The 20564-nt window shown below is 65.1% G+C and carries 17 protein-coding genes and 1 pseudogene; 9 read left to right on the plus strand and 9 right to left on the minus strand.

The genetic code is table 11. The annotated features are described in order from the left end of the window. Positions 1 to 16: 16 nt before the first annotated feature. Both XI09_RS28115 and XI09_RS28120 read right to left on the minus strand, forming a co-directional pair. A complete protein-coding gene (locus XI09_RS28115) occupies positions 17 to 1402 on the minus strand; it encodes an ABC transporter substrate-binding protein (protein WP_135177107.1) in 1386 nt (461 codons plus the stop codon). A 398-nt stretch (positions 1403 to 1800) separates the two neighbouring features. Next, the gene (locus tag XI09_RS28120) at positions 1801 to 2775 is read right to left on the minus strand and encodes a LysR family transcriptional regulator (RefSeq protein ID WP_271569725.1); all 975 of its coding nucleotides are present in this window, start codon (positions 2773 to 2775) and stop codon (positions 1801 to 1803) included. Between the two features lie 116 nt (positions 2776 to 2891). Between XI09_RS28120 and XI09_RS28125 the strand changes: the two genes are divergently transcribed. Further along, positions 2892 to 3965 carry a 4-oxalomesaconate tautomerase gene (locus XI09_RS28125; protein WP_271569726.1) on the plus strand — a complete coding sequence of 358 codons (1074 nt, stop codon included), beginning with the start codon at positions 2892 to 2894 and terminating at the stop codon, positions 3963 to 3965. A 54-nt stretch (positions 3966 to 4019) separates the two neighbouring features. Next, complete coding sequence (gene dctA, locus XI09_RS28130) at positions 4020 to 5399, plus strand: C4-dicarboxylate transporter DctA (protein ID WP_333939137.1); 1380 nt, start codon at positions 4020 to 4022, stop codon at positions 5397 to 5399. A gap of 26 nt (positions 5400 to 5425) precedes the next feature. Here the strand turns inward: dctA and XI09_RS28135 are convergent, their stop codons facing one another. Continuing rightward, positions 5426 to 7354: an AsmA family protein gene (locus XI09_RS28135; RefSeq protein ID WP_271569753.1), complete on the minus strand. Its 1929-nt coding sequence runs from the start codon at positions 7352 to 7354 to the stop codon at positions 5426 to 5428. 288 nt (positions 7355 to 7642) lie between these two features. On the opposite strand from XI09_RS28135, the gene XI09_RS28140 reads away from it, so the two are divergent. Together XI09_RS28140 and XI09_RS28145 are read left to right on the plus strand one after the other, a co-directional pair. After that, positions 7643 to 8350, plus strand: coding sequence for a CoA transferase subunit A (locus tag XI09_RS28140; RefSeq protein WP_011089830.1), 708 nt, complete (start codon positions 7643 to 7645; stop codon positions 8348 to 8350). Positions 8351 to 8366: 16 nt separating this feature from the next. Beyond that, positions 8367 to 9017, plus strand: a complete 651-nt coding sequence (locus tag XI09_RS28145; protein WP_092186874.1) for a 3-oxoacid CoA-transferase subunit B — start codon at positions 8367 to 8369, stop codon at positions 9015 to 9017. Positions 9018 to 9295: 278 nt separating this feature from the next. Here XI09_RS28145 and XI09_RS28150 read toward each other — a convergent pair whose 3' ends face one another. The 4 genes and pseudogenes from XI09_RS28150 to XI09_RS28165 all read right to left on the minus strand — a co-directional run bounded on the left by XI09_RS28150 (position 9296) and on the right by XI09_RS28165 (position 12538). Further along, on the minus strand, positions 9296 to 10171 hold the full coding sequence (locus XI09_RS28150) for a formylglycine-generating enzyme family protein (protein ID WP_271569728.1): 876 nt from the start codon (positions 10169 to 10171) through the stop codon (positions 9296 to 9298). 53 nt (positions 10172 to 10224) lie between these two features. Next, positions 10225 to 11319 (minus strand): copper-containing nitrite reductase, encoded by a 1095-nt coding sequence (gene nirK / locus XI09_RS28155; protein WP_271569729.1) that lies wholly within the window; start codon positions 11317 to 11319, stop codon positions 10225 to 10227. A gap of 528 nt (positions 11320 to 11847) precedes the next feature. Further along, positions 11848 to 12312 (minus strand): annotated as a pseudogene (locus tag XI09_RS28160) (copper chaperone PCu(A)C); the annotation flags it as partial. Positions 12313 to 12337: 25 nt separating this feature from the next. Continuing rightward, positions 12338 to 12538, minus strand: coding sequence for a hypothetical protein (locus tag XI09_RS28165; protein ID WP_271569730.1), 201 nt, complete (start codon positions 12536 to 12538; stop codon positions 12338 to 12340). Positions 12539 to 12739: 201 nt separating this feature from the next. On the opposite strand from XI09_RS28165, the gene hemN reads away from it, so the two are divergent. Both hemN and XI09_RS28175 read left to right on the plus strand, forming a co-directional pair. Beyond that, the gene (hemN, locus tag XI09_RS28170) at positions 12740 to 14092 is read left to right on the plus strand and encodes an oxygen-independent coproporphyrinogen III oxidase (RefSeq protein ID WP_271569731.1); all 1353 of its coding nucleotides are present in this window, start codon (positions 12740 to 12742) and stop codon (positions 14090 to 14092) included. Positions 14093 to 14362: 270 nt separating this feature from the next. Further along, positions 14363 to 14560 (plus strand): DUF1858 domain-containing protein, encoded by a 198-nt coding sequence (locus XI09_RS28175; protein WP_008138765.1) that lies wholly within the window; start codon positions 14363 to 14365, stop codon positions 14558 to 14560. 147 nt (positions 14561 to 14707) lie between these two features. Here XI09_RS28175 and XI09_RS28180 read toward each other — a convergent pair whose 3' ends face one another. Further along, positions 14708 to 15418 (minus strand): Crp/Fnr family transcriptional regulator, encoded by a 711-nt coding sequence (locus XI09_RS28180; RefSeq protein WP_271569732.1) that lies wholly within the window; start codon positions 15416 to 15418, stop codon positions 14708 to 14710. 129 nt (positions 15419 to 15547) lie between these two features. Here XI09_RS28180 and XI09_RS28185 point away from each other — a divergent pair, with 129 nt between their 5' ends. Beyond that, positions 15548 to 16759: an NnrS family protein gene (locus tag XI09_RS28185; RefSeq protein WP_271569733.1), complete on the plus strand. Its 1212-nt coding sequence runs from the start codon at positions 15548 to 15550 to the stop codon at positions 16757 to 16759. Between the two features lie 2 nt (positions 16760 to 16761). Here XI09_RS28185 and XI09_RS28190 read toward each other — a convergent pair whose 3' ends face one another. After that, a complete protein-coding gene (locus tag XI09_RS28190; RefSeq protein WP_271569734.1) occupies positions 16762 to 17799 on the minus strand; it encodes an AraC family transcriptional regulator in 1038 nt (345 codons plus the stop codon). Between the two features lie 198 nt (positions 17800 to 17997). Between XI09_RS28190 and XI09_RS28195 the strand changes: the two genes are divergently transcribed. Then, entirely contained in the window at positions 17998 to 18618 is a 621-nt protein-coding gene (locus tag XI09_RS28195; RefSeq protein ID WP_271569735.1) for a response regulator transcription factor, read from the plus strand. A 162-nt stretch (positions 18619 to 18780) separates the two neighbouring features. After that, the gene (locus XI09_RS28200; protein ID WP_271569736.1) at positions 18781 to 20460 is read left to right on the plus strand and encodes a mucoidy inhibitor MuiA family protein; all 1680 of its coding nucleotides are present in this window, start codon (positions 18781 to 18783) and stop codon (positions 20458 to 20460) included. The last annotated feature ends 104 nt before the right edge of the window (positions 20461 to 20564 follow it).

Genomic DNA, 20564 nt, shown 5'->3' on the forward strand with positions numbered 1-20564 from the left:
AGAGGGGAAGGGTGATTTAGCCCGCGACCTGCTTGATGCGGGCGATCAGCTCGTCGACCGCCTTGTCCACCGGCACCTTCTCGCTGACCACGCGGTTCATCGCCTTGGCCCAGACGTTTTCGTTGTTCAGGATGGTGAACTTCCAGTTCTTGGTGAAGTCGAACGCGGCGGTGCCGCCCTTGAACTGCGCATAGACCGCCTTGCGATGCCGGTCGGCCTGCCAGAACGGGCTTTCCTGGCTTTCCTTGGTCACCGGGAACCAGCGGCCAAGCGCACCCTCGATATAGGGCCGGACGTTCTCTTCCTGGAGCAGGAAGGCGATGAACTGCTTGGCCTCAGGCTTGTTCTTGGCCACGTTGAAGACCAGCCCGGTCTTGACGTCGGAGCGGTAGCGGATGGTCGTGCCGTCCGGCGCCTTCGGGAAGGAGGCGGTGATGATGTCTTCCTCATACGCCTTCTTGCCGGCCGCGCGCTGTTCGGGCGTCAGCGTCTGGTTGTTGGAGTCCTCGAACCATTTCGCCGCGATCGAGATCGTGAAGTTGTGGGTCATCACGATGGTCTTGTTGTGGAATGCGACGTTGTTGTCCGGATCCTTCCAGGTTGTGGAGGAGGGCGGGGTGCAGCCCTTGATGTAGGTGTCGGTGTAGTCCTTCATCGCCTTGATCAGGTTCTCGCGGACCTTGGGATCGTCGACCAGCAGCTTGCCGTCGTCGTCGACCAGCCTGACGTGGTAGGCGTCCATGAAGGTGTAGAACGACTGGAAGGCGTCGGTGGATTCCACGCCCATCGGCTGGCCGACGGCGTAGATGCGCTGGCCGGTGGCCTTGCGGATCGCGGGCTGCACCTTGTCGCACCAGAACGTCCAGTAGCCTTCCCAGTCGTTCGGGATGTCGCTCTGCTTGAACCCGGCCTTGTCCAGCATGTCGTTCCAGATCTGGACGTGCATGCTCTGCTGCTTGAGCGGGAAGCCGTAATAGGCCTTCTTCTTGGTGACGTCGTTATAGAGGATCGACGCATCCAGCGTGTTCTGCACGAACCGATCCTTGATCGGCTCCATGATGTCGGTGAGGTCCTCGAGCTTGCCCTCATAGGCCCACTTGCCCTGCACCTGCACGTCGTAGGTGTCGGCATAGGCAACGTCCGGCACGGTGCCCGAATCGAGCGCGGCGACCGTCTTCGGAATCATGTCCTGGATCGCGTACTGCGACAATTCGACCTTGATGCCGGTCTTGGCTTCGAACTTCTTGATCGTCTCGATCAGCGCGTCGTCTTCGGAGCGGTAGAAGCCCTTGCCCCACCAGACCGTAATCGTCTTCTGCTGCGCAAATGCGGGTGCAGCGGCTGCGAACAGCCCCGCCGCAGCGACCGCCAGTGTGACTGCGCCAATAACCTTGGATCTCACGTTTTTCTCCCTCAAACGGCCGGTGTTTTTAACCGGTCGTATAAAACACTAGCGCATGGCCGTCAGCCGATCTAGCGGCATGTTGTCAGACCTAGGTTGTGGGGACGGGGCCTGTGGAGATGCTTAACGTGCGCATCGATCCAATCGCCGCATCAATTCGCGGCAATCAATTCGGGTTCTGCGTTCTGATCGCCTGACCATGTGCATCCGTACCTGCTCGCGACTGGCGAAGCCCGGCTTTGTAAGCGGTATGAGGACTGAACGCAACGCAGTCGGCTGGCCACACCATGGTGCTGCGGCCGGAGGACGCAAAATGCCTCTGAAAACACGGCGGGGCTGATCCGAGGAACTTCCGGTTCGACAGGGGAACGGTCTTGCAGCGCTGCGCTGCCGAGCTATCAGCGTTTCCTCTTCAGGCCCGCCGAATCGAGTTCGCCTGAGCGGATCGGAGGCTTCGGCTTGTCTTGCCCGCGCGCCCCGGAAGGCGTGTGCCACGCCTCGAGAAGCATCTTGAGAAACTGGCTCGCGTGAGGAGATAGTGTGGTCCCGTGCCTGCGCACGATTCCGATCGTCCGCGACACCTCCGGCTCGATCAACCGAACAGTGTGAATGATGGGGTGACCGGCGGCGGGCGTCGCAAGCTTCGGCAGCACGGCGATGCCGAGTCCCGCTTCGACGAGGCCAAGCGAACCGGAGAGGTGAGCGACCTCATAGGACCAGTTCAGCTGCAGGCCGTGTCGCGCGAGCGCATTGTCGATCAGCGCGCGATTGCCGCTGTTGCGACCGACGGTGATGACCCGGTGCGACACAATCTCTGACCAGCTGACCCGTTTGCGCGATGCCAACGGATGGTCATGACGGCAGGCCAGGACGAAGGGATCCTCAACCAGTTTCTCGAATTCGATCTCGGCATGCGAAGCACCGATGAAATTGATGCCGAAGTCGGCTTCTCCGCGCGCGACCGCTTCCAATCCTTCATTGGCACCGATGTCCAGAATCCGGATGCGAATGCGTGGATACATTTCGGCAAACCGGCCGATCGCACGCGGCAGGAAATAGAACACCGCTGTCGGCACCGCAGCCACCGAGACCAGGCCCGAACTTCGCGCGCCGATATCGTGGATGGCGAGCACCGAGGTCTCGAACTCGTCGATGAGGCGGCGCACCTTCGGCAGGAAATCACGGCCGGTCATGGTGAGATTGACGTGACGCGTCGAGCGTTCGAGCAGCGGCGCACCGAGACTTTCTTCCAGCTTCTGAATGCGTCGGCTCAGCGCCGGCTGCGACAGGTTCAGCGCCCTGGCGGTGCGCACGAAGCTTCCCGTCTCCGCCACGGTGATGAACGCCTTGAGGTCGAGAAGTTCTGCGTTCATGGCAGGCTCCATTGTATCGATAATCGGAATAATACATCAGATATTTGCATTTCACAAAAGAGTTCTGTCAGAGGATGCTCCGGATCGAGCGAAGTTGTCGCGAACGGAACAGCTCCATGAACGATCAGATTGCCATTCCCTGTGTGGTCATGCGCGGGGGCACCTCGCGCGGGCCGTTCTTCCTGGCCCGCGATCTTCCGGCCGACCCCAAACTGCGCGACGCGATCCTGCTATCTGTGATGGGAGGGGGGCACGATCTTGGAATCGACGGGATCGGCGGCGGCAATGCCGTTATCAACAAGGTCGCAATCGTTGGACCGGCATCGGTGCCAGGCGCCGATGTCGACTACCTGTTCGCCCAGGTGCGTGTTCGTGAAGGCATCGTCGATACCTCCCCGAACTGCGGAAACATGCTCGCGGGGGTGGGGCCATTCGCAATCGAAGCCGGCCTGGTCGCCGCCGCCGCGGATCGCACCCATGTGCGGATCCACAATGTCAACACCGGCAAGCTGATTGACGCGACCGTTCCGACCCCCGCAGGGCGCGTGACTTACGACGGCGAGGCGCGGATCGACGGCGTACCGGGAACGGCCGCGCCGATCGAGCTGTCGTTCCCCAACGCGGCCGGCGCACGCACTGGTCGTCTCCTGCCCACCGGACGACCGGTCGATCGCATCGAAGGGATCGATGTGACCTGCATCGACGCGGCGATGCCCGTCATGCTGGTCCGCTCGGCGGATCTGGGGTGGACCGGCCGTGAGGCTCCCTCGGACTTCGCCGACGGCGGCTTTCGCGCGCGCCTCGAAACTTTGCGCATCGAGGCCGGATGCCGGATGGGCTTTCCGAATTCCGCGACAATGGTGATTCCGAAGCCGGTTCTGATTGCGCGCGGAGGCGAGGCGACGTTGAACACCAGGTATTTCATGCCGCATGACTGCCATAACGCGCTGGCGGTGACCGGCGCCGTCGCGATCGCGACGGCATGCGTCACGCCCGGGACGATCGCGGCAGAGATGGTCGGACCATTGGCGCCGCCGGTGCCGATCACCCTCGCCCATCCCTCCGGCCAGCTCGTGGTTCGGCTGGAGCCCGGCCCGGTGGCCCGGGTGCTGCGGACGGCCCGGCGAATCTTCGAGGGCCACGTCTTCGCCCGTCGATCGCACCTGCCTCATTTGGTGCTGGCGGCCTGAAGCCGGACTGCTCTTAAACCTCAAGAATAACACAAGGGAGAAACGAGAATGCAGATGCGAGCGCCGGCTGGGTCCGCGAGCAGCGAGCGGCGAAAGCCGTTCTACCGGATTCTCTACGTCCAGGTGCTGATCGGTCTCATGCTGGGTGTCCTCACGGGCCATTTCTGGCCCGAATTCGGCGCCGCGCTGAAGCCCTTTGGCGACGGCTTCGTCAAGCTGGTCAAGATGATGATCGCGCCGATCGTATTCTGCACCATCGTGAGCGGCATCAACAGCATCAGCGATTCCCGCGAGGTCGGCCGCACGCTGGTGAAATCCATGGCGCTGTTCTACCTGCTGACCGTGCTCGCGTTGCTGGCCGGGCTGATCGCCGTGTCACTGATCCAGCCGGGCGTTGGCATGCATGTGTCCGTCAATACGCTGGATCCGTCGGTGGCCGCGAAATTTACCAAGCAGGCAGGTGCGACCGGATTTGCGGACTTCATGCTGCACATCATCCCGCACTCCTTCTTTGGAGCGTTCGCCGATGGCGAAGTGCTGCCGGTGTTGCTCGTCTCCATCCTGATCGCCTTTGGCCTGAGCCGTGCCGGCGATGGCGGCGTTGTGGTGACGAAGGCGGTCGAGTCGTTCTCACAAGTGCTGTTCGTGTCCTTCGGCTTCATCATGAAGCTCGCTCCGCTCGGCGCCTTTGGGGCCATGGCGTTCACCGTGGGGCGCTACGGCATCCGATCGATCGGCTCGCTCGGACTGCTGATTCTGACCTTCTATATCGCCTGCTCTGTCTTCGTGGTCGTCGTGCTTGGGACGCTGGCGCGGCTGAACGGCTTCAGCCTGTGGAAGACGATCCGCTACTTCAAGGAAGAGCTGCTGATCGTGCTCGGCACGTCGTCGTCGGAGCCGGCGCTGCCGGGCGCGCTGCGCAAGCTGGAGCAGCTCGGATGCCGGAAAGGCGTGTCAGGGCTCGTGTTGCCGATGGGCTATTCCTTCAATCTGGACGGCAGCGCCATTTACCTCACCCTGGCGTCCATCTTCATCGCGCAAGCCTGCGACATTCATCTGTCGTGGGGGCAGATCGCGGCGATGCTCGGACTGATGCTGCTGACGTCCAAAGGGGCGGCAGGTGTCACCGGCAGCGGCTTCGTCGCGCTTGTCGCGACCCTCTCCGTCATGCCGGATCTGCCCGTGACCGGCGTGGCGCTGCTCGTCGGCATCGACCGCTTCATGTCGGAAGCGCGGGCGCTGACCAGCATGATCAGCAACTGTGTCGCGGCCATCACCATTTCGCTGTGGGAGGATGCCTGTGATCGCGAAGTATTGGCCCGTGAACTGGGGCAGAGCGTCACGCGCGAGGTCGCGGCGGGGACGGCGATCGGCGGAGCAACAGTGGTGCAGGAGAACGAGAGCTGGATTTCGACGACGCAATCGGCCGCTTGAACCCGAAGAGAGCGACGCCGATCACTCTAGTTGGACTTGGCGTTTTCCTTGGCGTTCTCCGCCGTCGGCGAGTCGGCCGGGGCGGGACGCTTGCCGCCGCCGGTGATGCGCTCGATCGCGGAGCGCACGGCGTCGCCCGCCTTGCGGTCCTTGAGCATGTCGAGCAGGGGCGCGGAGGCGGGCGAGCGGCGGATCAGGCTTTCCGGATCGGGGAAGATCAGGGGATCATCCCAGGGGCCCTGCACCACGAAGGGCAATTCGAAGCCCGAGGCGCTGTTGAGGCTGGCCACGCCCTTCATGTCGTATTCGCGCGTCGGCACCGAGGCGGTGCCGGTCATCGTGATCTTCGCCGCCGGCCCTTCGACGCGGATATCCTCGGCGGTGGCGACCCCGTCGGAGAATTTCACCGCGATGGTGAGGTTGTCGTAAGGCGTCGAGCCGTTGCGGAAATTGCCGCCGCCGGACAGCGGCCGGCGCTCCAGCCGCTTCAGGAGCTGTTCGGCATTGAAGCCCGAGATCGCGCCGTTGTGCCCGGTGACGGTGGCGCTGCCGTCGAGCGACTGCACGAGGCCGAACGGGCTCGAGCCGGAGGCGACGAGGGAGACGTTGATGTTGCCGCGGCCGGACAGTTTGTTGAGGCCGAACAGTTCGGAGGCGCAGGCCTGGAGGTCGACGTCGGTGAACTGGAATTGCGCCTTGATGTCGGCGACGGTGTCGGCGCGCGCGATGCCGAACGAGCCCTTGGCGATACCGCCATAGACCTGGGCCTCGCCCACCGAGAGCGCCAGCGTGCCGTTGCGCAAATTGGCGCCGATCGCGGTGCGGCCGAGCTTCGACGGCCCGACCGTCAGCCGCGCCGCCGACAGGCGCATGTCGAGGTCGGTGGTCGAGAGCCCGTTGAGATCGAACAGCTGCCTGTTCCAGTCGCGCGCGCCGCTCGCGAGCAGGCGGAAGGTCGAGATGTAGGGCGTGAAGTCGAGCGTGTCGGCGGCCAGCGTCGCCTGGAGCGTCTGCCGGCCGTTGTTGGCGTAGGTCATGACGCCCTCGGCGGCATTGCCGTCAAGCTCGACATTGACGTTGGTGAGCGCGATCGAGGCGCCGACGACATTGGCGCGCGCCTTCAGCGCGAAACGGCCGAAGCCGCCGCTGCCGGGCTGCGGCTGGCCGGTCCAGCGCAGCGCGTTGCGCAAGGACGGGCTGTCGATCGTGAGCGTGCCTTCCATCATCGGGCTGGTGCGGTTGGCGACGCTGCCGTCGAAGGCGAGCTTGAGCGGGGCGCTGGCGATCCGCGCCTTCAGGCCGGAACGGTCGCCGGAGAGGGCGGCGACGAAATCGGCGAAGCTGATCGAGCCGTCGACGCGTTCGCCGCGCCAGTCGAACTGGCCGGTCGCGGCGAAGGAGCGCGAGATCGAGGGCCAGGCCAGCGACAGGTCGATGTCGTCGAACTGTTCGGTGGCGTGCGTGACGGCGTCCTCGTAATTGAGCACGCCGTCCTGGATCCGGATCTCGGAGAACGAGACCTGATTTTCGGCGCCGGGCTTCATGGTGCGCGCAATGGTCTGGATGAAGGGCGTCCAGTTGCTCTCGCCGTCCGGCTTCAGGCTGACATGGATGCGCGGCCGCAACAGCGTCAGGTCGGCGATCTCGAACCGTTGCAGCAGCAGCGGCAGCAGCCGCAGATTGGCGGTGAGCACGTCGACACGGAGCGCGGGATCGCTGGTGCCGCCGCCCTTCAGGCCGACGTCATGGAAGGAGATGTAGCTCGCCGGCAGTACCGAAATGTCGATGGGGCCTGCGACATTGAGCTCGAGCCCGGTGACGTCGCGGATCTGCGCTTCCACGGCCCTGCGCAGCGCGTCGCGGTTGATGAGCCAGGAGGTCGCGATCAGGGCGATCAGCGCGACGCCGAGCAGCGCCGCGATCGGCGTCCCGAGGCGCTTCATTCCTTGGGCCATGGTCAATGGCATGTCCTGATCGGGTTGGTCGTTGGAGCCAGAAGGGCGGGCCGGGAAAACCCGCGCGCCCCACGCCCAAGTCCTGTTAGGTTAAGTGCCGCAACTTGATGGGTTTTCTTGTCGCTTTCAAGGCCACGGGCGGTCTTGCCCACGGCGTGGGCAGCTTCTACCACCGCCCCGCGGCGCGGAGAACCCCGTATCATTGACGGCTTCGGACGATTTCGCCTAATAATCGCCGCCAATAAGGCGCGACGCCCGCAAGCCGAAGGTTCAGTCGAGGTTTTTTGCATGAACAAGGTCTATCCCGACGCCAAGTCGGCGCTCGACGGCATTCTGAAAGACAACATGATGATCATGTCGGGCGGCTTCGGCCTCTGCGGCATTGCCGAGGAACTGTCGGACGCGATCCGGGAGTCCGGCGTCAAGGGGCTGACGGTCGTCTCCAACAATGCCGGCGTCGATGGCATCGGGCTCAGCCGCCTCCTGGAAACCCGGCAGATCAAGAAGATGATCTCGTCCTATGTCGGCGAGAACAAGCTGTTCGCCCAGCAATTCCTCGCCGGCGAGCTGGAACTCGAATTCAATCCCCAGGGCACGCTGGCCGAGCGCATCCGCGCCGGCGGCGCCGGGATCCCGGCCTTCTACACCAAGACCGGCGTCGGCACGCTGATCGCCGAAGGCAAGGAAGTGAAGGAATTCGACGGCGAAAAGTACCTGATGGAGCGCGGCCTGTTCGCCGACCTCGCCATCGTGCACGCCTGGAAGGGCGATACCGCCGGCAACCTCATCTACCGCAAGACCGCGCGCAACTTTAACCCGATGATGGCGACCGCCGCCAAGATCACGGTGGCCGAGGTCGAGCATCTGGTTCCGGCCGGTGAACTCAATCCCGACCACATCCACACGCCCGGCATTTTCGTGAAGCGCATCGTCGAGGTCGGCACGGCCAAGAAGCGCATCGAATTCCGCAACACCCGCCCGCGCACGGCAGCTTGAGAATCAGGAGAGCGATATGGCCTGGACCCGTGAACAGATGGCCGCGCGCGCTGCGAAGGAGCTGCGCGATGGCTACTACGTCAATCTCGGCATCGGCATCCCGACGCTGGTCTCGAACTACATCCCTGATGGTGTCGACGTCAGCCTCCAGAGCGAGAATGGCATGCTCGGTATGGGCCCGTTCCCCTATGAGGACGAGGTCGACGCCGACCTGATCAATGCCGGCAAGCAGACGGTGAGCGAGCTGCCCTCGACCTCGTATTTCTCGAGCGCGGATTCGTTCGGCATGATCCGCGGCGGTCACATGGATCTGTCGATCCTCGGCGCCATGCAGGTGGCCCAGAACGGCGATCTCGCCAACTGGATGATCCCCGGCAAGATGGTCAAGGGCATGGGCGGCGCGATGGATCTCGTCGCCGGCGTCAAGCGCGTCGTCGTGGTGATGGAGCATTCCGCCAAGGACGGCTCAAAGCTCCTGAAGAAGTGCAATTTGCCGCTGACCGGCGAGCGCGTGGTCGACATGGTCGTCACCGATCTCGCCGTCTTCACCATCGACAAGCACGGCGACGGCGGCATGGCGCTGATCGAGCTCGCCGACGGCGTCTCGCTCGACGAGGTCAAGGCCAAGACCGAAGCCGAATTCCGCGTCGCACTGAAGAACACTTGAGATAGCGGTCGCGAATGAGCGTGAAATGGCCGGGGTTTGCCCCGGCCATTTTCGCTTGAAACTGTAGGGTGGGCAAAGGCGCGATAGCGCTGTGCCCACCATCTATCCGCGCGGCGTAAAAGTCGGTGGGTACGCTTCGCTTTGCCCACCCTACGGTGGCCGTGCGAGTGGCGCACCTTGATCCACGTCGTCATTGCGAGCGCAGCGAAGCAATCCAGAATCTTTCCACGGCTACAGTCTGGATTGCTTCGCTGCGCTCGCAATGACAGCGCGTGTGGCTACGACCTCGCCCACGTCTTGCTCCATCGCGCCGACACGCTCGCAATCCACGAGGTCTCCTCGCGCACCAGGCGGAAGCCGAGATTGGCGGGCGGCACGCCTTGCGCGCAGCCGCCGGCGCGGGCGTCGCGGATGAAATCGGTGACATAGGCGCGGTGCGCGCCCTCGGCGATACGCACGCCGCAGTTCACGGTCGGTTTGCCGGCATTGCCGGCCTCGTCGGTCCGCGAGCGCACGAAGCAGGTCGAGGTCCACTCCCAGACGTTGCCGGCGAGATCTTCGATGCCGTGCTCGTTCGCGCCGAACTTGCCGAACGGATAGGCCGTCGTGTCGGAGAGGTCGCGTTCGGATTCCCGCTCATAGCGGCTGATCCAGCGCTTCGAGGGATCGTCCGCGTCCGCCGGCGCGCCATCGTCCTTGAATCGCGAGCCCGCCGCAAACGCCCATTCCGCGTCGCTCGGCAGGCGCCACGTCTTGCCGGTCTTGTGCGAGAGCCAGCCCGCATAGGCCTGCGCATCGTGCCAGCTCACCTGCACCGCGGGGCGATCGGTGGCGATCGCCACGTCGCGATCGAGCGCACGGCAGGCGCCGTCCTGCACACAAAGCTGGTAGTCGGATGACGAAACCTGATGCCGCATGACGTGCAGCGGCCTCGCGAACCGCATCGCGCGCAGAGGCGCTTCCGCCTGCTGCCCGCCACGCGTGAAGTCGCCGGCCTCGCGATAGGACAGGCTGCCCGGCGCGATCTGGACGATCGCAGGCTCCGCCGCCGTGCCGCGGACCGCCATGTCCGAGACCAGCGGCGCCACCGCGATCGGTCCTGCGAGTCCGGCCGCGCAAGCCAGTACCAGTTTCAGCTTGAATGCGATCAGCATGATCGTCCCCCGAAAGGAAGAAGGGGCCGGTGATCACCGGCCCCTTGTCGCGTCTAGTTGGTGTTGGCCGGTATTTCCGCAGGCGCCTTCACCTGGGTCATCAGATCGTCGTTCCACTTGCCTTCGACCTTGAAGTGCGCGGTGGCGCCGAGGTCGGCGGCCTCGATCAGATTGTGCGTGACGTAGGCGTAGATGCCGGGCTGCATGAACTTGTACAGCGCAGCTCCCGCCGAGCCGCCGCGGATGAACCAGGTCTCGAGCCCGACCTCAGGTGCATTGCCGAATTTGCCGGTCTCCCAGACATAGTCGCCATGCCCGCCGATCAGATGCGGACGGCTGTCGCGATTGGCCTGCGAATGCACGATCAGCACGTTCTCTCCGACATTGGCGGTGAGCGCATTCTTGCCGGTGAGTGCGCCGGCCTTGCCGTTGAACACGACATGGGAGGGGATCAGCTTCTTCATCACCTCTTCGGTGTCGGTGAAGGCTTCGCCCGGCGAGTCGTAGGACTTGAAATTGCCCTTCTCGTCGCGCGGCACATACATGTCCTGCTCGCCGATATAGTAGACCTTGTCGTATTTCAGCGCGTGGCCCTTGCCGTCGTTCAGTCCGTCGCGCGGCAGCACCATTACCGCACCGTTCATGCCGGAGACGACGTGCCAGGGGATCATCGGGCCGCCCGGCGCGCAGTGATAGACGAACACGCCGGTCTTGGTCGCCTTCCAGCGCAGCACGACCTGCTCGCCGGGATTGATCAGGGTGAGCGCGCCGCCGCCGAGCGCGCCGGTCGCGGAGTGGAAGTCGATGTTGTGCGGCATGGTGTTGGTCGCGGGATTGACCAGCGTCGTTTCGACGTAGTCGCCCTCATGCACGACCATCAGCGGGCCCGGCATCGAGCCGTTGAAGGTCATCGCCTGGAAGGTGGTGCCCTTCTCGTCGATGACGACCTTCTTCTCCTCGATCGTAAGCTTGAACTCCACGATCTTCGGGCCCTGCTTGGTCGCCTGCTCGTGCGCATGCACGAACGGCGGAGCGACCAGCTCGACCTTTTGACGCGGCAGTTTGAGATCCTCGGCAGCCAGGGCGGGGGTCGCCAGCATCAAGGCGGTCGCGGCGGCGCTGATCAATGCGGCTCTGCGGGTGAACATCGGAAGCATCCTTCATCTGAAATGGTTTTGATGACGGAATGCAGTGTGCGCCTGTTACGGCAAGAGTGTTTGCGCTGCGACAAGCTTCTACCGGATTCGCCTCCGCAACAGTACTTAGGCGGCTCAACGGAGCAGGATCGGTGACACCACGTTGACCGCGTCCGAGGGCGTGATGCGGATGTCGAGGCCGAGCGACCAGCGGCCGGACAGCGGCGCCGACATCCTGACCCGCCACTGATCGTTGCCGACGCGTTCGGCGTTTGCGGTAACCGGCGCCACGCCGTGCTCGGGGTTGCCGAGCGTGACTGCAACGGCGTCGGCGCTCAGCGGCAACTCGTTCGCATCTTCGAGCTGGATTGCGATCTCGACCGGCCCGGCGCGCCCGGGCGAGACCGTGACGTTCGCCATGGCCTTTTCGGCATGGAGATGCGTGAAGAAGCTTTCGTCTGCTTCGGAAACCATGGCGGGTGGAGCGGCCGGCTCCGGGCGGGGCGCGGGCTGCGCGATCTCCGTGCGCTCTGTCTTCTCCGGCGCCTGCGCGCCGATGGCCTGTACGTCGAGCGTCACCTTCACCTCGCCGGCATGCTCGAACGATAGCGTCACCGGTACCTGGTCGCCGACACGAAGCGGCGCATCGAGGCCGATGAACATCAGGTGTCCGCCGCCGGGCGCAAGCGAGAGGGATTGCCCCGGCGCGATGACGAGCCCGTCGACGAGCGGGCGCATCGTCATGACGCCGCCGTTGACGGCCATTTCGTGGATCTCGGTTCGAAGCGCATGCGCGGTCGAGGCGGTTTTCAACCGCTCCGGCGCAGGGCCCCTGTTCTCGATCGTCAGATAGCCGCCGGCGACCTTGGCTCCGCCGGGCGTCGCCCGGCTCCAGGCCCTGGTGATGACGAGATCGCCACTGGTCGTGTCGGCGGCGAAGGCGGGCGGCCAGACAAGGCATGTCAGGGCGACCGCGCCGGCAAATGCGCGCTTGGATGAGATCATGATCGTGGCCTTCGCGAAGACGCGACTAGATGAGATGAATGGCAACCCAGACCGCGACCCAGATCGCCAGCGACAGCACGGCGAAGACAGCGATTGCGGCAGCCAGAGCGCGCCCGGCGCCGGCCGGGGCCGGCGCCGCCGGGACCGGCCGGAAGTCGTCGAAGCGCGGGATATGGCCGCGAACGTCCAGCAGGGAGAGAAGCAGTTCGAATGCGAGAAGCCTCATGGCAAACGCTCCGGATGGCCGTGCGAATTGCCTATGATCATGGCGCGGAACCGGCCGTAGCGCTTTGCGCGAGCGCAATGTTTGCGGCGCCGCGGTCCGAGTTTGCGCGAGCGCAAGGTCGCCTCCGCAAATCCGGGTTAGCTGAATGCATTCCGTGATTTGCCGTGACGTCTGCGGCTGAAATTTACGAATGGGTAAGATATGAGAGCTGATCTCGCAGCGAGCTACGGCGAAGAGAGATTGCCGCGCTACACGAGCTATCCGACCGCGCCGCACTTCTCGCCCGTCATCGGCGCCGACACCTACGCCCGGTGGTTGTCCGCGCTTCCGGCCGGGGCCAGCGCGTCACTCTATCTGCATGTGCCGTTCTGCCGCGAGATGTGCTGGTATTGCGGCTGCCATACCCAGATCGTCCGGCGCGACGAGCTGATCGCGGCCTATCAGGGGACGCTGCGCAGCGAGATCGCGCAGGTCGCCGAGACCATCGGCCGCCGCATTAAGGTCGAGCATATCCATTTCGGCGGCGGCACGCCGACGATCATGGCGCCGGAGGCTTTTGCCGAGTTGATGGCGGCGATGCGCCAGGCGTTCTTCGTGCTGCCTTCGGCCGAGATCGCAGTCGAGATCGATCCCCGCACGCTGACCGCCGACATGGTCGAAGCCATGCGGCTTTCCGGCGTCAATCGCGCCAGCTTGGGGGTGCAGAGTTTCGACCCTATCGTGCAGCGTGCGATCAACCGCGTGCAGAGCTTCGAGCAGACGGCTGATGTCGTCGACATGCTCCGGCGTGCCGGCATCGCGGGAATCAATTTCGACCTGATCTACGGGCTGCCGCATCAGACCGTCGCCTCGTGCCTGGACACGGTGCGGCGCAGCCTCTCGCTCGCGCCCGACCGCTTCTCGGTGTTCGGCTACGCTCACGTGCCTGATTTCAAGAAGCACCAGCGCATGATCAGCCAGGGCGCGCTGCCCGACGGCCTGGCGCGTCACGACCAGGCCTGTGCGATCGCGAATGCGCTGAAGGAGGCCGGTTACGTGCAGATCGGGCTCGATCATTTCGCCCGACCCGACGATTCCATGGCCGTGGCCTTCGAGGAGCGGACGCTGCGGCGCAACTTCCAGGGCTATACCACCGACAAAGGCGAAGTCCTGCTCGGTTTCGGCGCGAGCGCCATCGGACATCTGCCGCAGGGTTACGTCCAGAACGAGGTGCAGATCGGCGCCTATGCGCAGAGCGTCAGTGCCGGCCGCCTCGCCACCGCGAAGGGCTATGGGCTCACCGACGACGACCGGCTGCGCGCCGACATCATCGAGCGCATCATGTGCGAGTTCAGCGCCGATCTCGGCGACATCTGCGCGCGCCATGGCGCAGAGGCCGAGACGATGCTCAAATCGGCGTCGCGTCTGAAGCCGCTGATCTCGGACGGCGTCGTGAGGCTGGACGGCGACCGGCTCGCGGTCGCAACCGACTCGCGCTTCCTGGTCCGCAGCGTCGCCGCCGCGTTCGACGCGCATCTGGACCCGGGCAAGCAGCTGCACAGCCGGGCGGTGTAGACACTCGCTCTTTTCGTCATTCCGGGGCGCGCCTTTTGGCGCGCGAGCCCGGAATCCATTTCAACGCACGAATTGTTGCCCGATGGATTCCGGGTTCGCGCCATCCAAGTCGGCTGTTGCCGACTTGGATCTTCAAGTCTTCCGAACTCGGGTAAACCCGAGTTCGATGGCGCGCCCCGGAATGACGAATTTAGGAACTGGCAACAGCTTGCGCTCCAACAAAGAAACCGCCGCCCGCTCCGCTATCGTCGTTTCGGAACGGAGTTGTCCATGCCCTTTCGATCCGACGATCTGGTCGATGACATCATGCGCACGGCGCCGCACACGATCCGCGTGTTTCTTGCTTTCAGGCTGGCCTGCGTCGGCTGCCCGATCGCAACCTTCCACACGGTGGAAGACGCCTGCCGCGAGCACGGCATCGACCGCGACAAATTCCTCGCTGCGCTGTGCGACTGCGTGCCGGCGTAAGACGGTCTGGAATTCGTGCGGGCCGCGTGCGGATTCCCGGGTGAGGGAGCGCTTTCGCCGTAAGCGGGAGCGTCCCTCACCCCAACCCTCTCAGCGCGAGCGAAGCTCGTCGCGGCCCCGTAAGAACGGGAAGAGGGAGAAGAAGAGCTACGCCGCGCCGGTGTCGGGGCTGCGCTCCGCCAGCACGACGATCCTGTGCGGTTCGCGCAGGATGATGCGCTGACGGCCGCTCTCGACGATGCCCTGCTGTTCCCAGCCGCTCAGGATGCGGCTCACGGTGTGCAGCGTGGTGCCGGTCATCTGCGCGATGTCCTGGCGGCTGATCGGGAAGTCGATCTCGATGCCGTGGTCGAGCTTCTTGCCGGATTGTTTGGCGAGGCGCAGCAGCGCATGCGCGATGCGCTGCTCGACTTGCTGGGTCGACATTTCCAGGATGCGGGTGTGGCTCTCCTGGAGCCGCGTGCCGACGGTCTGGAGCGTGTTGGCGGCCAGCGCCGGAAACCGCTCGACCAGCCGCGGCCAGGCCGAGGTCGGCCAGATCAGCACCACGCTGTCGTCGACCGCCATCGCAGTCGCGGGGTAGCGCGCGGCTCCGATCGCCATCGCGAGCCCGAACGTCTCGCCGGGCGCGACATAGCGCACCACGATCTGCTCGCCGGTCGGCGTGGTCTTGGCCGCGCGGACATGGCCGTGCAGCAGCAGGAAGAAGGACTGCGCGTCTGCGCCCTGCTCGAAGATGGCGCTGTTCTTGGGATAGCGCGCCGAGCGGGCCTCGCGCAGGATCTCATCCAGGGCTTCCGGCGTGACCCCGGCAAACAGCGGCAAATGCGCAACCAGCGATGTGTCGACCTTGGCCATTCTGCCTCCTTGGCGCTCGGGAGTGTGATGGCACCTGCAATCGTCCAGGTGTTTGCGATAGCGCAAAACCGGCCGGCCGGGACGGCAGTATTTTTCCAGACAATGGTCTGAATTTACAGGAGTTGCCCCATGGCTGGCGCCCGATCCCGCAATTTTGCGGGCTGGCCGCTGTTTGCGAACAGCTTTCGGCCCTTTTTCCTGCTCGCCGCCATCCAGGCAGGGCTGTCGATCCTGGCCTGGCTGCCGATGTTCTACGGCGAATTATCGGTGACGTCAGCCTTCGCGCCGCGCGACTGGCACGTCCACGAGATGCTCTATGGCTTCCTGCCGGCTGTGATCACCGGGTTCCTGTTCACGGCGATCCCGAACTGGACCGGGCGGCTGCCGATCCAGGGCACCTCGCTGGGCGCGTTGCTGGTGGTGTGGCTGGCCGGCCGCCTCGCGGTGACGCTGTCCGCCGAGGTCGGCTGGGCGTTCGCGCTTGTCGTCGATGCCGTGTTCCTGGCGCTGGTCGTCGCCGCCGCGACGCGCGAGATCATCGCGGGCGGCAATTGGCGCAACCTGCCCGTGGTGATCCTGGTGTTCGTGCTGCTCGCCGGCAATGTCGGCTTTCATCTCGAAGCGCATTACGCGGGCGCGGCCGATGTCAGCATCCGCGTCGGCATCGGCGTGGTCGTGCTGCTGATCGCGCTGATCGGAGGCCGCATCATTCCGAGCTTCACCCGCAACTGGCTGGTCAAGTTCAATCCCGGCCGCCTGCCGGTACCGTTCGGCCGCTTCGACGGAGCGGTGATCGGATTGAGCGCGGTGGCGCTGATCTCGTGGATCGTGGCGCCGTTGAACGTGATCACCGGCGCCGTGATGGCGCTCGTTGGCCTGTTGCATCTGGTGCGGCTTGCACGCTGGGCCGGCGACCGCACCTCGCACGAACGGCTGCTCCTGATCCTGCATGTCGGTTATTTCTTCGTGCCGCTCGGCTTCCTCCTGCATGCCTTGGCCGTGTTCGGCGCGTTGCCGCCGAGTGCGGGGATTCATGCCTGGATGGCGGGCGCGGCCGGAACCATGACGCTCGCGGTGATGACCCGCGCGAGCCTCGGCCACACCGGACAGGCGCTGACGGCCTCGCCGGCGACGCAAGGTATCTATGTCGCGATCGTCGCTGCGGCTCTGGCGCGGGTTGCTGCCGTGGCGTGGCCTGCGCATGGCGATGCGATGCTGCACATTGCCGCCTGCGGCTGGGTCGTCGCCTTCCTCGGCTTTGCGATTGCGTTCGGCCCGCTGCTCGCCGGCAGCAATCGGCGCGCACTTGCCATCATGGGCGTGCCCGCTCCGGCACGATAGAGTCAAGCCGCGGATGCCGACGGCACATCGGCCGGCCTGGCCAACGGCCGCACGCCCTTGCGCCACGCGGTGATGGTGCAGCCGAAGCGGCCGCGGAACCAGCGGGCCATGGCGCTTTGCGCGGAGAAGCCGAGCTGCGCCGCGATATCGGCCAGCGGACGGCCGGGATCGTCGATCAACTCGACGACGAGATCGGCGCGCTGCGCGTCGAGGATGGCCGAGAAGCTGGTGCCCGACGCGGCGAGGTGACGGTGGACGGTGCGGCGGGTGCAGGCGAGATGCTCGGCCACGCGCTCGACCGTGCAGTCGCCGCTGGCGAGCAGGAGGCGCACGACCTCGTCGACCTTCTCCTCCCAGCTTGCCGGCCGGGTCTCGATCGCCTCGATTCGCTTGCGCAGATAGCTCGCGATCAGCGGATGCGCGCTCGGGATCCGGCGTTCCATGTCGTGCACCGACAGCAGGATCGCGTCGTCCTCGGCGTTGAACGTGACGTGGCAGCCGAAGAAGTCGCGGTAGCGCTTGCGGTCGTGCGGCGGCGGATAATGCAGATGCACTTCCTGCGGCCGCCAGTCGTGACCGAACAGCGACTGGATGATGCGGTGGACGCTGCCGAGCGCCATGTCGATCGACTGCCGCGGCGCGCTCGGCTGCCGGCCGCGCAGATGCAGCGCGACGGTTACGGTCTGCTTGTTGCGCGCAACGTCGAGCCGCATGCCGTCATGATGGACATGGATGAAACGCGAAAACGCGTCGATCGCTTCGCCGACGGTTGCCTGTTCGCGAACGATCAGGCCGACCGCGCCGAAATTGGTCAGGCCGCCGCGTTCGGCGAGGCGCAAGCCGAAATCTTCGGCGCCGGACATCTTCGCCGATAGTTCGAGCAGGCGGCGCAGGCCTGTCACGGCAATGGGGGTATCCGGCTTGTCGAGGCAGGCCAGCGGCAGCCTGACCTTGCGCATCATCTGTTTGGGGTCGAGCCCGACCGACCGGGCGACCTCCGGGTAATAGCTCAAGCCTGCGCTGCGAATGAGGTCGGTCATGCAAACCGTTCCTGCCAGCCATTCCCGCAGATGTCCCGAAATGTAAAGTTTCTGTCCCGATCCGTCAAATCCTGGAACAGGATGGAACATACATAAGGAAAACCGAAGCACAGGCGTGAATGCCGTGCGCATGACGCCGGGCGCGACGAGGCCCCGCCGTTTCGGATCATTTGACCAAGACATTGCTGGATCGGGATTATGCCGGGGAACATGCTTTCCAAGGGTAAGGTATTCGTCATCGACACCGACGCCGCCTCCCGCGAACAACTTTCCACCGCGCTCCAACAGAGCGCCTATGACGTGATCTGCTTCGCCGACGGCGCATCGCTGCTCTCGGAAGCGAGAGCGCGGATGCCGGCCTGCGTGCTGCTGGAGATGCCGCCGGATCGCTCTGCCCTCGACGTGCTCAAGCGGCTGCGCGAGGAGAATTGCATGGCGCCGGTCCTGGTGACTTCGGCGAACGGCAGCATCGCCATGGCGGTCGACGCGATCAAGAGCGGCGCGGCCGACTTCATCGAAAAGCCGTTCCGCACCCGTGACGTCGTGGACCGGATCGATGCAGCCATCGACGAGTTTGCGCAGCCCGGCTCGAGCCGCCAGCGCTGGTTGCCCGGCTGCGAGCCCCTGACGGCGCGCGAAGGCGACGTGCTCGAGCACCTCGCCGCCGGCCTGACCAACAAGGAGATCGCCCGGCGTATGCATCTGAGCGCACGGACGGTCGAGGGCTACCGTGCCGGCATTCTGAAGAAGGCCGGCGCACGCAACGTGACTGACCTGCTCCGCCGCATCTTCGGCCAGGGTTCGCCGACCCAAATCTGAAGCTCGGCGCGCGACGCGTTCTGCGGCCATGGTGCCGCCGCAGCGGCGCCCCACGGAAACCCCAATCGAACCAGTTCCTTCCCTGCCGCGTCTCACCACGATGGCGAGGCATTTGATCGCGCGTCCGGCTGGCGGCGCGGCGATACCGGCAGGAGGGACTTCATGCGCATCACCGCAAAATGTTTGGCAACGACGAGCCTGGTTCTGGTGACCACGGCATTCGCGCTGCCGTCGTGGGCCGCCGATGTGGACGCCACATCGGCCATCGACACCGTCACCGTCTATCCCGACGGCGCCACCGTCGCCCGCATCATTGCGCTGGATCTCGCCTCCGGCGACAGCACGCTGGTCGCCAGGGACTTTCCGCTCTCGCTCGATCCGTCCTCCCTCCGCGTCGAGGGCGAGGCGGGCGCCAAGCTCACCATCGGCACGATCGACGCGCGGCCGCCGCGCGCGGCGCCGCCGGTCAACCTGCCCGAGCTCGACAAGCGCATCGAGGCACTGAAGGATCAGCGCGCCGACTTGCAAGGTGCAATCGACTCGGCTGCCGCGCGGCGCAAATTTGCGCAGCATTTTGCCGAAGCCTCTCCCGCCGGGCTTGGCGACAAGGGCGAGGCACGGCCGATCACCGAATGGCGCGCGGCCTTTGCTGCGGTTGCCGAGGAGATCGCGACCGCCGACACCGCGATCCGCGATGCCACGCGAAAGCAGCGCGAGATCGATCGCCAGATCGCGCAGCTCGAAGCCGAGCGTTCGGCCAAGCCCCCGAGCAAGCTCGAGGTGCGGATCGACGTCGCCTCCGCGGCGGCGACGAAGGCGACGCTGCGGGTGACCTATGCGGTGCGCAATGCGCGATGGATGCCGCTCTATGATGCCCGGCTCGACACCGGCGCGAAGGACCGCAAGCCGCAGCTCGAACTGGTGCGCCGCGCCGATGTCACGCAATCGACCGGCGAGGACTGGTCGAACGTCACGCTCGGCGTCTCCACCGTCCGCATCGGCCGCGGCGGCAGCGCGCCGGAGCTGAATTCGCTGCTCGCGCAATACCCGCAAGTGCCGAAGCCGCTGGCGCTTGGCGCGGCCTCTGATCTGGCGAGGCCCGCCCCGATGGCGCGTCAGATGCAGTCGCAGGCGATGACCAAGGCCGCGGAGGCCGCCGAGCCGCGCGAGCGGGCTGACGAGCAGCAGGCGATCGCCGAGATCGGCGATTTCCAGGCTACGTTCAGAATTCCCGGCCGCGTCAGCCTCGGCGCCGCCGAGGGCGCCAAGGCGTTGCGCATCGCCTCGATGACCGTGCCCGCCGATCTCGCCGTCCGCGCCGCGCCGGTCATGGACCCAACCGCCTTCCTCGAAGCGAGCTTCAAGCAAACCGACGATACGACATTGTTGCCGGGCAAGGTCGCGATCTATCGCGACGGCGTCTTCGTCGGCCGCGGCAAGCTCTCGGCCTCGGCCAAGGACGACATCGTGCGGCTCGGCTTCGGCGCTGACGACAAGATCAAGATCGAGCGCGCCGTGCTCAAGCGCAACGAGGGCTCGGCCGGCTTGCTCGTGACGACGTCGAAGACCGACGAGCGTTCGTTCAAGACCACTATCCGCAACGGTCACGACTTTCCCATCAAGGTCGCGATCGAGGACCAGTTGCCGGTCAGCGAGAACGAGGACATCGTCGTCGAGATGCTGCCGTCGACCACGCCGCCGACCGCGAGCAACATCCGCGACAAGCGCGGCGTGCTGGAATGGTCGTTCGACGCCAAGCCCGGCGAGGTCAAGGACATCAACTTCGCCTGGCGCATCCGCTGGCCGAAGGACAAGAGCATGGTGATCGTGCCGGCGGGCTAGGAGCCTGAGGCGCGATGCCCTCTTACCTCGCCCCGCTTGCGGGGAGAGGTCGGATTGCATCGAAGATGCAATCCGGGTGAGGGGGGACTCTCCGCGAATCAAAC

Origin of the sequence: Bradyrhizobium sp. CCBAU 11386, from assembly GCF_028128955.1 — a bacterium.
Taxonomy (GTDB): Bacteria; Pseudomonadota; Alphaproteobacteria; order Rhizobiales; family Xanthobacteraceae; genus Bradyrhizobium.

Excerpts from the sequence above, each read along its gene's own strand:
- XI09_RS28120 (WP_271569725.1), bottom strand. The coding sequence starts at position 2,775 with ATGAACGCAGAACTTCTCGACCTCAAGGCGTTCATCACCGTGGCGGAG.
- XI09_RS28125 (WP_271569726.1), top strand. The coding sequence starts at position 2,892 with ATGAACGATCAGATTGCCATTCCCTGTGTGGTCATGCGCGGGGGCACC.
- dctA (WP_333939137.1), top strand. The coding sequence starts at position 4,020 with ATGCGAGCGCCGGCTGGGTCCGCGAGCAGCGAGCGGCGAAAGCCGTTC.
- XI09_RS28135 (WP_271569753.1), bottom strand. The coding sequence starts at position 7,354 with ATGGCCCAAGGAATGAAGCGCCTCGGGACGCCGATCGCGGCGCTGCTC.
- XI09_RS28140 (WP_011089830.1), top strand. The coding sequence starts at position 7,643 with ATGAACAAGGTCTATCCCGACGCCAAGTCGGCGCTCGACGGCATTCTG.
- XI09_RS28145 (WP_092186874.1), top strand. The coding sequence starts at position 8,367 with ATGGCCTGGACCCGTGAACAGATGGCCGCGCGCGCTGCGAAGGAGCTG.
- XI09_RS28150 (WP_271569728.1), bottom strand. The coding sequence starts at position 10,171 with ATGCTGATCGCATTCAAGCTGAAACTGGTACTGGCTTGCGCGGCCGGA.
- nirK (WP_271569729.1), bottom strand. The coding sequence starts at position 11,319 with ATGTTCACCCGCAGAGCCGCATTGATCAGCGCCGCCGCGACCGCCTTG.
- XI09_RS28165 (WP_271569730.1), bottom strand. The coding sequence starts at position 12,538 with ATGAGGCTTCTCGCATTCGAACTGCTTCTCTCCCTGCTGGACGTTCGC.
- hemN (WP_271569731.1), top strand. The coding sequence starts at position 12,740 with ATGAGAGCTGATCTCGCAGCGAGCTACGGCGAAGAGAGATTGCCGCGC.
- XI09_RS28175 (WP_008138765.1), top strand. The coding sequence starts at position 14,363 with ATGCCCTTTCGATCCGACGATCTGGTCGATGACATCATGCGCACGGCG.
- XI09_RS28180 (WP_271569732.1), bottom strand. The coding sequence starts at position 15,418 with ATGGCCAAGGTCGACACATCGCTGGTTGCGCATTTGCCGCTGTTTGCC.
- XI09_RS28185 (WP_271569733.1), top strand. The coding sequence starts at position 15,548 with ATGGCTGGCGCCCGATCCCGCAATTTTGCGGGCTGGCCGCTGTTTGCG.
- XI09_RS28190 (WP_271569734.1), bottom strand. The coding sequence starts at position 17,799 with ATGACCGACCTCATTCGCAGCGCAGGCTTGAGCTATTACCCGGAGGTC.
- XI09_RS28195 (WP_271569735.1), top strand. The coding sequence starts at position 17,998 with ATGCCGGGGAACATGCTTTCCAAGGGTAAGGTATTCGTCATCGACACC.
- XI09_RS28200 (WP_271569736.1), top strand. The coding sequence starts at position 18,781 with ATGCGCATCACCGCAAAATGTTTGGCAACGACGAGCCTGGTTCTGGTG.